This is a genomic window from Brotaphodocola sp., assembly GCF_050873365.1.
Lineage (GTDB): Bacteria > Bacillota > Clostridia > Lachnospirales > Lachnospiraceae > Brotaphodocola.
On record NZ_JBNMIQ010000020.1, the window covers coordinates 16,401 to 30,205 of the forward strand.

The 13,805-nt window shown below is 49.5% G+C and carries 14 protein-coding genes; 12 read left to right on the forward strand and 2 right to left on the reverse strand.

Annotated features, from left to right (window positions below; translation table 11 throughout):
• The first annotated feature begins 73 nt into the window (after nucleotides 1–73).
• Nucleotides 74–1,201 carry an anaerobic sulfatase maturase gene (locus ACR0QT_RS10015; RefSeq protein WP_432630647.1) on the forward strand — a complete coding sequence of 376 codons (1,128 nt, stop codon included), beginning with the start codon at nucleotides 74–76 and terminating at the stop codon, nucleotides 1,199–1,201.
• Nucleotides 1,202–1,209: 8 nt separating this feature from the next.
• On the opposite strand, the gene fsa is transcribed toward ACR0QT_RS10015, so the two are convergent.
• Complete coding sequence (fsa, locus tag ACR0QT_RS10020; protein WP_432630648.1) at nucleotides 1,210–1,863, reverse strand: fructose-6-phosphate aldolase; 654 nt, start codon at nucleotides 1,861–1,863, stop codon at nucleotides 1,210–1,212.
• 256 nt (nucleotides 1,864–2,119) lie between these two features.
• Between fsa and ACR0QT_RS10025 the strand changes: the two genes are divergently transcribed.
• From ACR0QT_RS10025 to ACR0QT_RS10045, 5 genes are all read left to right on the forward strand, one after another.
• A complete protein-coding gene (locus ACR0QT_RS10025) occupies nucleotides 2,120–3,769 on the forward strand; it encodes an ABC transporter substrate-binding protein (protein ID WP_432630649.1) in 1,650 nt (549 codons plus the stop codon).
• Between the two features lie 169 nt (nucleotides 3,770–3,938).
• Nucleotides 3,939–4,868: an ABC transporter permease gene (locus ACR0QT_RS10030; protein WP_432630650.1), complete on the forward strand. Its 930-nt coding sequence runs from the start codon at nucleotides 3,939–3,941 to the stop codon at nucleotides 4,866–4,868.
• Nucleotides 4,869–4,871: 3 nt separating this feature from the next.
• Entirely contained in the window at nucleotides 4,872–5,720 is an 849-nt protein-coding gene (locus ACR0QT_RS10035) for an ABC transporter permease (RefSeq protein WP_432630651.1), read from the forward strand.
• A 248-nt stretch (nucleotides 5,721–5,968) separates the two neighbouring features.
• The gene (locus ACR0QT_RS10040; RefSeq protein ID WP_432630652.1) at nucleotides 5,969–7,048 is read left to right on the forward strand and encodes an ABC transporter ATP-binding protein; all 1,080 of its coding nucleotides are present in this window, start codon (nucleotides 5,969–5,971) and stop codon (nucleotides 7,046–7,048) included.
• On the forward strand, nucleotides 7,045–7,929 hold the full coding sequence (locus ACR0QT_RS10045; protein ID WP_432630653.1) for an ABC transporter ATP-binding protein: 885 nt from the start codon (nucleotides 7,045–7,047) through the stop codon (nucleotides 7,927–7,929). The genes ACR0QT_RS10040 and ACR0QT_RS10045 overlap by 4 nt, the downstream gene beginning before the upstream one ends.
• A gap of 68 nt (nucleotides 7,930–7,997) precedes the next feature.
• Here the strand turns inward: ACR0QT_RS10045 and ACR0QT_RS10050 are convergent, their stop codons facing one another.
• Entirely contained in the window at nucleotides 7,998–8,132 is a 135-nt protein-coding gene (locus ACR0QT_RS10050) for a hypothetical protein (protein WP_432630654.1), read from the reverse strand.
• Nucleotides 8,133–8,263: 131 nt separating this feature from the next.
• Here ACR0QT_RS10050 and ACR0QT_RS10055 point away from each other — a divergent pair, with 131 nt between their 5' ends.
• From ACR0QT_RS10055 to fabG, 6 genes are all read left to right on the forward strand, one after another.
• Nucleotides 8,264–9,343 carry a M42 family metallopeptidase gene (locus tag ACR0QT_RS10055; RefSeq protein WP_432630655.1) on the forward strand — a complete coding sequence of 360 codons (1,080 nt, stop codon included), beginning with the start codon at nucleotides 8,264–8,266 and terminating at the stop codon, nucleotides 9,341–9,343.
• Nucleotides 9,344–9,565: 222 nt separating this feature from the next.
• Nucleotides 9,566–10,528: a beta-ketoacyl-ACP synthase III gene (locus ACR0QT_RS10060; protein ID WP_432630656.1), complete on the forward strand. Its 963-nt coding sequence runs from the start codon at nucleotides 9,566–9,568 to the stop codon at nucleotides 10,526–10,528.
• Nucleotides 10,529–10,581: 53 nt separating this feature from the next.
• Complete coding sequence (gene acpP, locus ACR0QT_RS10065; protein WP_432630657.1) at nucleotides 10,582–10,815, forward strand: acyl carrier protein; 234 nt, start codon at nucleotides 10,582–10,584, stop codon at nucleotides 10,813–10,815.
• Between the two features lie 298 nt (nucleotides 10,816–11,113).
• Nucleotides 11,114–12,040 carry an enoyl-[acyl-carrier-protein] reductase FabK gene (gene fabK, locus ACR0QT_RS10070; RefSeq protein ID WP_432630658.1) on the forward strand — a complete coding sequence of 309 codons (927 nt, stop codon included), beginning with the start codon at nucleotides 11,114–11,116 and terminating at the stop codon, nucleotides 12,038–12,040.
• Between the two features lie 17 nt (nucleotides 12,041–12,057).
• Nucleotides 12,058–12,990: an ACP S-malonyltransferase gene (gene fabD / locus ACR0QT_RS10075; RefSeq protein WP_432630659.1), complete on the forward strand. Its 933-nt coding sequence runs from the start codon at nucleotides 12,058–12,060 to the stop codon at nucleotides 12,988–12,990.
• 1 nt (nucleotide 12,991) lies between these two features.
• Entirely contained in the window at nucleotides 12,992–13,732 is a 741-nt protein-coding gene (gene fabG / locus ACR0QT_RS10080) for a 3-oxoacyl-[acyl-carrier-protein] reductase (RefSeq protein WP_177977803.1), read from the forward strand.
• The last annotated feature ends 73 nt before the right edge of the window (nucleotides 13,733–13,805 follow it).

Consider the following 13,805-nt stretch of genomic DNA (forward strand, 5'->3'; position numbering starts at 1 on the left):
AAACTGCGTGTGAGATGTGGAGAAATCAGGAAGCGCGGGTGAGCGAGGACTGAGAAGGAGAAGGGGAGAAACTATGCCGATTTTAAATCTATTGATCAAGCCTGCGTCAGGCAGTTGCAATATGAGATGCCGTTATTGTTTTTATGCAGATGAGGGAAAGAACCGGGAGCAGGCGACTTACGGAATCATGAGTGAGGAGACGATGCACGCGATGGTTGACCGTGCGATGAGATTTGCGGACCGGGAGTGCATGATGATGTTTCAGGGAGGAGAGCCGACGCTTGCGGGGCTTTCCTTTTTTCAGTCTCTTGTCGAGTATGTGAGCGCGCATCCAAACCCGAAAAATATTCGCGTGCGCTATGCGATTCAGACGAACGGCTATGTGATTGATGAGGAGTGGGCTTTATTTCTGGCAAAGCATCATTTTCTTGTCGGAATCTCGCTTGACGGTGGGAAAGAGGTTCATGACCGGTACCGCGTCGACGCGCAGGGAAAGGGAACGTACAACCGCGTGATGAGTGCAATTCGCCTTCTCGAGAAACATCGGGTGGAGTACAATATTTTGACTGTCGTGACGGCGACGACGGCGCGAAGTGGGCGGAAAATCTATGAGTTTTTCAAGAAAAATGGGTTTGGCTGGCAACAGTATATCGAGTGCCTTGATCCGATCGGCGAGATCCCGGGAAATCAGGAATTTTCGCTGACTCCTCAGAGACTCGAGCAGTTTTTGAAGGATGTGTTTGACGCGTGGTATCTCGACTGGAAAGCGGGTCGCTACGTCTACAACCGCTATTTTGAGAACCTGCTGATGATCCTGAATCGGCAGATGCCGGAGAATTGCAGTATGCGCGGAACCTGCGGAAAACAGTGGGTCGTTGAAGCGGACGGAAGTGTCTATCCGTGCGATTTTTATGCGCTTGATGAGTGGAAACTTGGAAATCTAAATTCGGATGAGTTTGAGCAGATGGACAAGGTGAGAGAGACACTCGGCTTTGTAAAATGGTCGGAGCAGGTACCGGACGAATGCCGAACCTGCTCCTGGTATGGTCTGTGCCGGAATGGATGTCGGAGAAACCGCGAACCGGTCACCGCACAGGGCACAAATGTCAATTATTTTTGCAGTGCATACAAACACTTTTTTGAGTACGCTTACCCGCGTCTGTTTGAGGTATGGAGAACGTCTGTATCCAGGAGACGATAAGACGATTTTTATTCACCGAATACCTTGCGGTAATCGTCCTGGAACTTGCGGATGCCCTCGTCGGTCAGCGGATGATGAATCATCTGAAGCAGAACCTTGTAAGGAACGGTTGCGATGTCGGCGCCAGCCTTTGCGCAGTCGATCACATGGATCGGGTTGCGGATGCTTGCGGCGATGATCTGGGTCTCGATGCCGTGCATCTGGAAGATCTCGGTGATGTCCTCAATCAGGGAGATTCCCGGGGTGGAGATGTCGTCGAGACGGCCGAGGAACGGCGATACATAGTCTGCACCGGCGCGGGCTGCAAGGAGTGCCTGAGCCGGGGAAAAGATCAGGGTGACATTCGTCTTGATGCCCTCTTTGTGAAGTACTTTTACTGCCTTCAATCCCTCAGCGGTCATCGGAATCTTAACGACCATGTTCGGGTGAATAGCTGCGATCTCGCGGGCTTCTGCGATCATACCCTCGGCGTCTACGGTTGTCGCCTTAACCTCTCCGCTGATCGGTCCATCTACGATCGAGGTGATCTCCTGAATCACCTGCTTGAAATCACGTCCCTCTTTTGCGATCAGGGACGGGTTTGTGGTAACACCACTGATGATTCCCATATCGTTTGCCTTGCGGATGTCGTCTACATTTGCTGTATCAATGAAAAAAATCATATTCGTTCTCCTCTCTTTATTTCATATTATCTGAAAATTATCCGTTTCTTTTATTATAGTATCACATAATCAAATCGTCAAACGAAAAATAGCTGACAAACAGGAGTGAAAATAGGAAATTATGGACGTTAGATATAGATAAAATCTATAACTAACTATTAAAATCGTGAATTTGACATTCCAGGTAAAATTTATTATGATGAATGCACAATTTGTATAAGTATAAGTTATAGGGAGATATAAGGGAGAAAATATTATGAAAAAGAAATTGATGACAGCCCTCCTTTCCGCAGGGGTGGCAACTCTGGCATTGAGCGGATGCGGTGGTTCCTCTTCTGACAGCGCAAACACAGCTGACCAGAAGGATGCAAGCACTGCGCAGGAATCTGGAAGCACTGCTGGTAGCGAGGGTGCAAAGAAAGTTCTGAAATTTGGACAGGCAAATGCAGGTGAGGGTCTGGATATGCAGACCTCCACGAACTCAAGATCTGCTTCGATCGCAGACGAGGTGACTGAGAGCCTTCTGCGTTTCGATGATGACAACAACGAGGAGCCGGTTCTTCTGACCGATTTCCCGACGGTTTCCGATGATGGTCTTGTATATACGTTCGAGCTGAAGCAGGGCGTTCATTTCACGAACGGAACCGAGCTTACGAGCAAGGATGTCAAGTTCACATTTGAGCGTATGTTCAACCCGGCAACCGCTGCAAAGAGCACCGCATACTTCAACATGATCAAGGGTGCGAAGGACATGCTCGACGGAAATGCAACCGAGCTGGCTGGATTTGAGATCGTGGATGATTATCACTTCACAATCACTCTGGACTATGCATTTGCTCCGTTCGTAAAGAACATTGGAACTTCCTACGCAGATATCTTCCCGGAGGATGCATGCACAGAGGCAGGCGAAAACTGGGGTCTCGGAACAAACCTGATCGGTACCGGCCCGTACAAGATTCAGGAGAACGATGACACGACGAAGGTGGTTCTTGTGAAGAATGAGGATTACCACGGCGGAGATGTCAACCTCGATGAGTTGCAGATCCTGTTCTACGATGATGACCAGACAAAGCTGATCGCATACGAGAACGGCGATATCGATCTGGCAGACTTAAATGCAAGCCTGCTGAGCCAGTACAAGGATAAGTACGCAGATGAGATCACGGCATATTATCCGCTTGGAACGGCATTCATTTCTCTGAACCTCAAGGATGCTTACTTGAGCGATGTGAATGTCAGAAAGGCGATCTCTCTGGCAATCAACCGTGAGGAGCTTGTCGATGCAGTGCTCAACGGCGCAGGCATTCCGGCGACTTCCTATCTGAACAACGGAATTCCGGGACATGACGATTCCCTCTCTGTTTATGAGTATGATCCGGAGGCTGCAAAGCAGTTGCTCGCAGACGCAGGATATGGGGACGGCATCACGATCTCTTCCGAGGTTCGTCAGGCAGATCAGGCTGTCTACTCCGCAATTCAGGGTTACCTCGCTGAGGTTGGAATCAATCTTGATCTGACAGTTGTCGACAATGCAACTTACAGCTCTGACAGAACAGCAGGAAAGATCCCGCTGACCGGTTCCACCTGGAATGCTCTGTATCCGGATGGAGATTTCCAGATGTACAACTATTTCTACTCCAGCAAGTCCAATGCACAGGGTGTCTTCTATGACAACGCAGACTTTGATAAGCTGTTAGACGATGCGAGAAAGTCTACAAACGAGGATGAGCGCGCGGATCTGTACAAGCAGGCAGATTCGATTCTCTCTCAGGAAGATTATGCATGCATCCCGCTCTACTATCCGCAGAGCCAGTTCATTGCAAAGCCGTATGTCAAGGACTTCAAGGTCGGCAACCTGATTTACCACTTCTGGAATGTGGATGTTGATCCGTCTGCACAGAACTAAGCAACGGAGTAAATTGTTTTGAGCTCAAGTCAACGCAAGCATTGACTTGGTGTGTGATTCAAAGTTATACAAATTGATGAGTAACTAATTGATGAGTATACAGCCCCGGCCGGCGCATTATGCGTCGGCTGTTTGGCTGTATATTTGTCGTAAAAGGAGGAAGAAGAGAGTGGTTCGATACATTATCAAACGGGCATTTCTCGCAGTTGGAATTATCTTCTCGATCTCGCTGATCACATTCTTTATCTTGAATGTCATTCCGGGTGATCCGGTGGCAGCGATGCTCGGAGAGTTTGCAGATGCCGACAAAATTGCCCAGGTAAAAGCACAGATGGGACTGGATGCCCCGCTTCCGGTCCAGTATATCAACTGGCTGACAGATCTTTTGCACGGAAATATGGGAACGAGTTATTTCCAGAAAAAACCGGTTGTGACCCTGATTCTTCAGGCGTTTCATTACACCGCAATCATGGCGACAGCGGCTTACATCGTTGCTCTGATTCTCGGTCTGACTGCCGGAATTCTGGCGGCTGTCTATCATGATCGCCCGATTGACCGGATTCTGATGAGCATTTCCGCATTTGGAATCTCTGCCCCGTCCTTCTGGGTGGCAATTCTTTTGCAGATTTATGTAGGTCTGAAATTCAGTATTTTCCCGGTCTCGGGAGTTTCCAGTCCGATCGGCTATGTGCTTCCGTCGCTTGCACTTGGAACGAGATATGCGGCATCGATTTCCCGAATCACGAGAGCAAGTATGCTTGAGGTCATGGGTCAGGATTTCGTAAAGACCGCGTATGCGAAGGGACTCTATCAGCGCCGGATCATTCTGATCCATATTTTCCAGAATGCGCTTGTTCCGATCATCACCGTCATCGGTACAGACATCGGTGCTCTGCTGACCGGTTCGATGATCACGGAGAATGTATTTAACATTCCGGGAATCGGAAAATTGCTGATCGATGCAATTCATCGCCGCGACATTCCGCTCGTGCAGGGTGGTGTCATCTACGTTGCCGCAATCTGTGTTTTGATTTATTTTATTGTGGATGTGCTCTATGCGGTGATCAACCCGAACATCCGTCTGACGAAAGGAGAATAGCTGATGAGAAAAAAGAATTATTATTCCGAGAGCCTGAAGCTGTTCTGGAAAAATAAACTTGCAGTTCTGTCCCTGCTGATTCTGGTTGTGCTTGTGATTTCCGCCATTTTTGCGCCGGTTCTGACCCCGTATGATCCGAACAAGCAGGTGCTTGCAGACAAACTTCTGTTTCCGAGTTCCAAGCATCTCTTCGGAACCGATGAGTTTGGAAGAGATATTTTGACGCGCTGTCTCTACGGCTGTCGCGTGTCACTGAGTGTCGGCATTGTCTCCCAGCTGATCGCATCCGTGATCGGATACTTCATGGGTGTGTGCGCCGGTTATTTTGGAAAGAAGACCGACGATGTGATCTCCTTCCTGATTCAGGTGTTTTCAAGTTTCCCGGCATTGCTGTTTGCGATGGCTCTGATGTATGCGCTGGGCTCCGGAATCATGAACCTCTATCTGACTCTTGGATTTCTGTCATGGGCGAACACCGCGCGTCTGATCCGCGGTACGGTGCTTCAGCTCAAAGAGCAGGAATACATTCAGGCATGCCGGATTGACGGAGGAAGCAATCTGCGTGTCATCTTAAAGCACCTGTTTCCGAACTGTATTCCGATGCTGATCGTGTCCTGTACGCTCGGTATTCCGTCTGCAATTCTGACAGAGGCGAGTTTAAGTTATCTCGGTCTCGGTGTTCCGAGTCCGACGGCGAGCTGGGGATCGATGATTTCCGGTGCCCAGACTTTTATCCGCACCAATACCTATTACAGCCTGTTCCCGGGAATTTTCATTATTCTGACCGTGATTGCGTTCAATACACTCGGTGATGGTCTGCGTGATGTGCTTGACCCGAAGATGCGCAAATAATAAAAAACAGTAAATACGTGGAGACGATTTCGGATTAAGAGGTCGTGGGATCGCAGGATAACAGAATAGTAGAATCAAGTAAGTAGAATTAAGTAAGTAGAATCAAGTAAAATGATAGATCGCAAAATCATAGGATAACAGGATAAATAACAGGATAGAAGAATAGCGAAATAATCAGATAGATTGCAGAATTATAGAAGGGCAAAATAACGGAACAGGAAAGACAGGAAAGCATAGGAAAACAAAGGATGGAGAATATGGAGAGAGAAAATATTCTTGAGATAAAAGATCTGGATGTACGGCTCTTCACAGAGCGCGGGGAACTTCCGGTAATCGACCGGTTGAACCTGACACTCAGAGCCGGAGAGACACTTGGAATTGTCGGAGAGAGTGGATGTGGAAAGAGTATGCTCGCGTCCGCAATCATGGGTCTTGTCGCGCGTCCGGGAAAGATCACCGGCGGTGAGATTCTCTTCGGGCGAGACGAGAAACAGGATCTGACGAAGATGAGTGCAAAGGAACTCAGAAAGATCCGCGGAACGGGAATTTCGATGATCTTTCAGGAGCCGATGACGAGTTTGAATCCGCTGATGAGCTGTGGGCGTCAGATTGTGGAGACGATCGTTGCACATGAGAAAATCGGACGTGCGGAGGCGAAGGAGCGGGCGATCTCAATCATTCGCTCGGTCGGAATCCAGAGACCGGAGAAGGTGTACGGCGAGGTGCCGGCACAGCTTTCTGGCGGAATGAGACAGAGAATCATGATTGCGATGGCACTTGTCTGCAATCCGGAACTTCTGATCTGTGATGAGCCGACGACGGCTCTCGATGTGACGGTTCAGGCGCAGATTTTGGGACTGATTCGTCGCCTTCAGAATGAGAAAAAGACTTCCGTTATTTTCATCAGTCACGACATGGGAGTCATTTCTCAGATGGCAGATCGCGTGGCGGTCATGTACGCCGGACAGCTTGTGGAGTATGCCAAGGCGGAGGCGATTTTTACAGATCCGCTTCACCCGTACACGCAGGGACTTCAGGCAGCAATCCCGAAAATGAATGAGAAGAAGGACAGCCTTGAGAGTATTCCGGGAAATGTGCCGATGCTCTATGAGCTTCCAAAGGGATGTATCTTCTCGCCGAGATGTGCTTATGCGACGGATCGCTGTCGCAGTGAGCGCCCGCAGATTGTGGAGGCAGATGGTCACAGAGTTCGTTGTTTCCTCTATGAGCAGGGCAGGGATGCACAGCGAAAAGAGATGAAAGCGACAGAGACAAAGGAAACGAAGATTGAAACGAAAAAGAAACTCGGAGAGGAGGGAGAAGGATGAGCGAGTCTGGAAAGAATGAGTTTGGAGCGAATGAAAAATCCGGAAGAGAGACGATTCTTCAGGTCAAAAATCTGAAGAAATATTACATGGTCGGACGCAAGGGACTGTTCGGGGAAAAGGAGTATGTCCGTTCTGTGGATGGAGTCAGTTTTGAGCTTCACCGCGGAGAGACACTGGCGATTGTTGGCGAGAGTGGATGCGGAAAGTCCACGACGGTGAAGTCTCTGCTTCGCGTTGTGGAGCCGACGGACGGAGAGGTCATTTTAAACGGACAGGATTTCCTCAAGTTAAAGGGTGCAGATCTCAAGAAGGCGCGCAGAAACATCAAGATGATTTTTCAGGACCCGTACAGCTCCTTAAATCCGCGTATGACGGTGCGGGATATCATCGGAGAGCCGGCTGATATTGAGCATGTCTACAAGACGGAGGAGGAGAGAGAAAAGCTGATCCTCGACACGATGGAGATGGTCGGACTGAATAAGGATTTCGCTGACCGCTATCCGCATGAGTTTTCGGGTGGACAGAGACAGAGAATCGGAATCGCGCGTGCGATCATTCTGAGACCGGAGATCGTTGTCTGCGATGAGCCGGTGTCGGCGCTTGATGTGTCGGTTCAGGCGAAGATCATCAACCTCTTGAAGGAGCTTCAGGCGAAGATGAACATCTCTTATATTTTCATTTCTCATGATCTCGGAGTCGTCAAGCATATCGCGGATCGCGTGCTTGTGATGTATCAGGGTCATGTCGTGGAAGAGGGAACAAGAGACGAGATCTTTGAGAACCCGAAAAATGATTATACGAAACTTCTGCTTGCAAGCATTCCGGAGATTGGAAAGAAGATGGATTTCGATCAGTTTGAGAGGGCGTTTCAGGCGGAATAGTTTTTGGGCTATGGGTACGGAGACGAGTGTAAGTATGAGTATGAGTACGGCTCCTCTGGTGAAGTAAGTCATGCAAACACGTTCGCACTCCGGGCTCCGACGTAGTGGTGCATAAGGCTGTAAAATACACAGCCTAAGCACCAACGTCTCGCACGGGTTTGCATTGCCTTCTTCACCATCGGAGCCTGTATATAGGCAAACATAATTAAAAAGTTTCCAAGGACAGTACTCAAGAAGCAGTATATCAATGTATATAGAGTATGATGAAAAAGAAGCCCTGTACAGAAAATAAACGATCAAATAGATAAAAATAAAAAGAAGGGAAGTAGAGGATATGAAATTAGATCGCAGTATGATTGAGGCAGATTTTCGCGCGCTGATTGGACCGCTGTGTGATGCGGTTGGACCGTCTGGATTTGAGGACGAGGTTGCGGATCTGCTGAGAGAGCAGATGGCAGGATACGATGTGGAATTGTCGGATGATGTGATGGGAAATCTGATTGCCTATAAGAAGGGCAATAAGAAGGGAAGCATGCTGATCGCTGCTCATATGGATGAGATCGGACTGATTATCCGTCACATTGACAAGAATGGTTTTCTGTGGGTGGAGACGCTCGGTGGAATCGCTCCACAGCAGTTTTTCGGAAAGCGCGTGATCATTAAGACCGAGACCGGTCATGTCGATGGAATCGTGCAGTCTCTGCATCCGGGTCGTCCGGATCGCTGTTCTGAGATGCCGAAGTCTGCTCAGGAGTTTTATATTGAGGTTGGAGCGGAGAGCCGTGAGGAAGTTCTCGAGATGGGAATCGAGGAGGGCAATCCGATTTCGATCTGCTATCCGGTGATTTTCCTTGGAAAGCACAGAGTCGGCGCAAAGGCACTCGATGACCGTGCACTCGTGTTTATTCTGCTGGAAGTTGTGAAGCTGTTAAATGGTGATAAGGATGTGCCGGATGTCTATGCACTCTTCTCCACACAGGAGGAGGTCGGCGCGAGAGGTGCGATCACTGCGGCGACACGGATCAAGCCGGACATTGCGATTGCGCTTGATATGAGCCTTGCTGTCGATATTCCGGGCGTATCGGAGAGCCGTTACATCAATGAACTTGGACGAGGAACTTCGATCAAGGTGATGGATAAGCTCAGCAGTGGTGTGGGCGGTATCCTTGCAAACAGAGATCTTGTGCGCGACATGAAGAAGATTGCGAAGGCGCATGAGATTCCGTATCAGATTGAGGCGTATGCAGCGGGTGCAACCGATGCGAGCTTCATGCAGACGTTAAACGGAGGAATCAAGAGTGGTGGAATCCAGATCCCGATGCGCTATGTACATTCCTACGAGGTGTGCGATGTAAGAGATGTTGTGGATACGGTGGAACTGCTCTACTGGTATGTGAAGGAAGCTGAGATTTAATTCCCTGAGGTGAGTTTGGAAGAAATCTGGGTAGAGATTCAGAGTGTGATTGAAAAAGAAACACTTTGAAAACGAAGTTAGAAAAATAAAATAGTCTTTTAGAATGTACGGGTTTTGTCGAAAAAATTTTCTTGACAAAACCCGTTTCTTTATATAGAATACCAGATGAATACTTTGAATATCAAAACATTTGAAAGTAAAAATAAAGTCGGAGAACAGACGATGACGAGCAAAGTGATTGGAACCGGTTCCTATGTGCCGGAACGGGTTGTAACGAATGAGGATTTGGCAAAAGTTGTAGATACGAATGATGAGTGGATCGTCACACGAACAGGAATCCATGAGCGGCGGATAGCGATGGATGAGGGAACCGGTTTTATGGCAACGGAGGCTTCACGGCGTGCGCTTGCAGATGCAGGAATTGATGCATCGGAACTGGACCTGATTGTTCTGGCCACTTCCTCATCGGATCACTGCTTTCCAAGTACAGCCTGTGAGGTACAGGCTGAGATCGGAGCAAAGAACGCGGTCGCATTTGACATCAGCGCAGCTTGCTCTGGATTTGAGTTTGCACTGAGCACCGCTCATGCCTTTCTTGCTTCCGGAACTTACCGGACTGCATTGATTGTCGGAGCAGATTGCTTAAGCAAACTGACGGACTGGACAGACCGTGGAACCTGCGTTCTTTTCGGTGACGGTGCCGGAGCCGCTGTTATTCAGGCAGGGGAGACCGGAGTGATCCACATGGTGATGGGATCAGACGGGGCACGCGGACAGGTACTTACCTGCACGGCACGCACGGATGGCAACTGTTTCAACGGAAAGACCCCACAGCTTGGATACATCCAGATGGATGGACAGGAAGTTTTCAAATTTGCAGTGAAGAAAGTTCCGGAATGCATCCGGCAGGTGCTTGATGAGTCGGGAACGAGCATGGACGAGATCAAATATTTCGTTCTGCATCAGGCAAATTACCGGATCTGTGAGGCTGTCGCAAAGCGTTTGAAACAGCCACTTGAAAAGGTGCCGATGAATATTGACCGCTTCGGAAATACTTCCGGTGCGACCGTGCCGATTCTTCTCGATGAGTTGAACCGAGAGGGGAAACTTGAGCGGGGCGACAAGATTGTTCTTGCCGGTTTCGGAGGCGGACTGACCTGGGGCGCTGTGCTCCTGGAATGGTAGAAAAATGAAGTTATTAAAAAATTAAAATGATAAATGAAGAGGAGATTGAAATCATGTTAGAGAAGATGAAAGAGATTATTGCAGACCAGCTGAGCGTAGATGCAGACAGCATCAACGAGACCACTTCCTTCAAGGATGATCTGGGTGCAGATTCCCTCGACTTATTCGAGCTGGTAATGGCTCTCGAGGATGAGTATTCCGTAGAGATTCCGTCTGAGGATCTTCAGAACCTGCTGACCGTAGGCGATGTTATGAACTACCTCAAGGGCAAAGGCGTAGAGGCGTAAGCGTCTTTACACTGGAAAAGCGTCACTGTCCGCGCAAGGCAAAAGCAGTGGCGAAAAGATCATGTGGGGGCGCGAAAATGACGCCTCCGCATTCCGGTGTGAGAGTCCGTAAGCGGACTCTTTTTCATTACACAGGAAAAGAAATCCGTTGCTGTTTGTGCAACGCGTGAGTAGTAACCGTGCAGGAGAGATCCTGTGCAATGAAAAATGTTCCGCTGGGACAGCGTATTTGAATTTCAAAATGATTTTATATACGGGAAACGCCGGGCTGACGCGGTTCCCATATGGAGGAAACAGCATGAAAACGAGAGTGACAGAGTTACTGGGAATTGAGTACCCGATTATTCAGGGCGGAATGGCATGGGTTGCAGAGAATCATCTGGCATCAGCGGTATCAGAAGCCGGCGGACTGGGACTGATCGGTGGAGCAAATGCTCCGGCAGAGGTTATCCGCGATTACATCAGAAAAGTAAAAGAAGTGACAGATAAGCCGTTCGGTGTCAATGTCATGCTGATGAGTCCGTATGCGGCTGACGTGGCAAAAGTAGTTGTGGAAGAGGGCGTAAAGGTTGTAACGACCGGCGCAGGTGATCCGTCCAAGTACATGGAGATGTGGAAGAACGCAGGCGTGAAGGTAATCCCGGTTGTAGCATCCGTTGCACTTGCAAAGCGCATGGAGAGATACGGTGCAGACGCAGTTGTCGCAGAGGGATGTGAGTCCGGCGGTCATATCGGTGAGGCGACGACAATGACGCTTGTTCCGCAGGTTGTCGATGCCGTGTCCATCCCGGTTATCGCAGCAGGCGGTATCGCAGATGGAAGAGGAATCGCAGCAGCATTTATGCTCGGAGCTGAGGCTGTTCAGATGGGAACCCGTTTCCTCGTAGCAAAAGAGTGCATCGTGCATCAGAACTACAAGGATCGCGTCTTAAAGGCAAAGGACATCGATTCCACCGTAACCGGAAGAACTCACGGACATCCGGTTCGCTGTCTGAGAAATCAGATGACGAGAGAGTACCTCAAGCTGGAGAACGAAGGCAAGAGCTTTGAGGAGCTTGAGTACCTGACTCTCGGAACTCTGCGCAAGGCCGTTCAGGAGGGCGATGTGCAGAACGGAACCGTTATGGCAGGACAGATTGCAGGAATGGTAGGAAAAGAGCAGACCTGTAAGGAAATGATCGAAGAGATGATGGCTCAGACAGAGAAACTGCTGGGACACAAGTAAGAGAAAAGGAGCAGAACATGAGCAGAATCGCATTTATTTACCCGGGACAGGGAGCGCAGGTTTGCGGAATGGGACAGGATTTTTACGAGCAGACCGAGACAGGAAAAAAGGTCTTTGATCTGGCAACGGAGATCCTCGGATTTTCTATGCCGGAGCTGTGCTTTGAGAAGAACGACAGACTGGACATCACGGAGTACACACAGGCAGCAATGGTGACGACGAGCATTGCAATGACAAAGGTACTGGAAGAGAACGGCGTGAAGCCGGATGTGACCGCAGGTCTGAGTCTGGGTGAGTACTGTGCACTCTATGTGGCAGGTGTGATGAGCGAGAAAGATGCGATCGCAACGGTTCGTCAGAGAGGAATTCTGATGCAGGAGGCTGTTCCGGTTGGACAGGGTGCGATGGCAGCAGTTCTTGCGATGGATGCTTCTGCAATCGAGGAAGTGATCGCAGACATTGACGGGGTTCAGATTGCAAATTACAACTGCCCAGGTCAGATCGTAATCTCCGGAAAGAAGGAAGCCGTTGAGACTGCCTGCGAGAAGCTTAAGGAGGCTGGTGCAAAGCGCACAATCATGCTGAACGTGAGCGGACCGTTCCACTCCAAGATGCTGACCGGTGCAGGAGAGAAGCTCGGTGAGGTTCTTGCTTCCGTAGAGGTTCACAAGCCTGAGATTCCGTATGTCGCAAATGTGACTGCTTCCTATGTGACTGAGGCAGACGAGGTAAAACCGCTTCTGACCAAGCAGGTATCTTCCTCCGTGAGATGGCAGCAGAGTGTCGAGACGATGCTTGCTGACGGTGTGGACACCTTCATCGAGATCGGACCGGGAAAGACGCTTGCAGGCTTCATGAGAAAGATCGACAGAAGTGCAAAAGTCTACAACGTGGAGAAACTTGAGGATGTGCAGAAAGTAGTAGAGGCGCTGAGCGCTCAGGAGGAATAGGATGCTGACAGATAAGATTGCAGTAGTGACCGGTGCAAGCCGTGGAATCGGCAGAGAGATCGCAAAGACTCTGGCTTCAAAGGGTGCTGTGGTAATTGTCAATTACAACGGTTCCACCGCAAAGGCTGAGGAAGTTGTGAAGGAGATCGAGGAGGCAGGCGGACGCGCAGAAGCCATGCAGTGCAACGTCTCCGACTTTGAATCCGCAGGCGAGATGCTCAGTGCGGTTGTCAAGAAATATGGTCGCGTGGACATTCTTGTCAACAACGCAGGAATCACCCGCGATGGTCTTCTGATGAAGATGACAGAAGCTGATTTTGATGCAGTTATGGATACGAACCTCAAGGGTGCATTCAACTGCATGCAGCACGTTTCCCGCCAGATGCTCAAACAGCGTTCCGGACGCATCATCAACATGGCATCGGTTGTCGGTCTGATGGGAAATGCAGGTCAGGCAAACTACGGCGCATCCAAGGCTGGTCTGATCGGAATGACAAAGTGTGTGGCAAGAGAGCTTGCAAGCCGTGGAATCACCTGCAATGCAGTTGCTCCGGGCTTTATTGTGACCGAGATGACGGATGTGCTTTCCGACGCTGTGAAAGAGGCGATGGTAGCGCAGATCCCGTTAAAGAAATTTGGTACGACCCAGGATGTCGCAAAGACAGTTGCCTTCCTCGCATCGGATGATGCAAGCTACATCACCGGACAGGTGATCAGCGTGGACGGCGGAATGCACATGTAAGAAAAAGCCATTTGAATCTGGCGAAAAGTACTTGAACGAAAAACGTAACATCTCGAACAAAAAATAGAACGAA

Bases quoted from the DNA above. Each gene is read 5' to 3' on its own strand.
- ACR0QT_RS10015 (WP_432630647.1), top strand. From the start codon at position 74: ATGCCGATTTTAAATCTATTGATCAAGCCTGCGTCAGGCAGTTGCAAT.
- fsa (WP_432630648.1), bottom strand. From the start codon at position 1,863: ATGATTTTTTTCATTGATACAGCAAATGTAGACGACATCCGCAAGGCA.
- ACR0QT_RS10025 (WP_432630649.1), top strand. From the start codon at position 2,120: ATGAAAAAGAAATTGATGACAGCCCTCCTTTCCGCAGGGGTGGCAACT.
- ACR0QT_RS10035 (WP_432630651.1), top strand. From the start codon at position 4,872: ATGAGAAAAAAGAATTATTATTCCGAGAGCCTGAAGCTGTTCTGGAAA.
- ACR0QT_RS10040 (WP_432630652.1), top strand. From the start codon at position 5,969: ATGGAGAATATGGAGAGAGAAAATATTCTTGAGATAAAAGATCTGGAT.
- ACR0QT_RS10045 (WP_432630653.1), top strand. From the start codon at position 7,045: ATGAGCGAGTCTGGAAAGAATGAGTTTGGAGCGAATGAAAAATCCGGA.
- ACR0QT_RS10050 (WP_432630654.1), bottom strand. From the start codon at position 8,132: ATGTTTGCCTATATACAGGCTCCGATGGTGAAGAAGGCAATGCAAACC.
- ACR0QT_RS10055 (WP_432630655.1), top strand. From the start codon at position 8,264: ATGAAATTAGATCGCAGTATGATTGAGGCAGATTTTCGCGCGCTGATT.
- ACR0QT_RS10060 (WP_432630656.1), top strand. From the start codon at position 9,566: ATGACGAGCAAAGTGATTGGAACCGGTTCCTATGTGCCGGAACGGGTT.
- acpP (WP_432630657.1), top strand. From the start codon at position 10,582: ATGTTAGAGAAGATGAAAGAGATTATTGCAGACCAGCTGAGCGTAGAT.
- fabK (WP_432630658.1), top strand. From the start codon at position 11,114: ATGAAAACGAGAGTGACAGAGTTACTGGGAATTGAGTACCCGATTATT.
- fabD (WP_432630659.1), top strand. From the start codon at position 12,058: ATGAGCAGAATCGCATTTATTTACCCGGGACAGGGAGCGCAGGTTTGC.
- fabG (WP_177977803.1), top strand. From the start codon at position 12,992: ATGCTGACAGATAAGATTGCAGTAGTGACCGGTGCAAGCCGTGGAATC.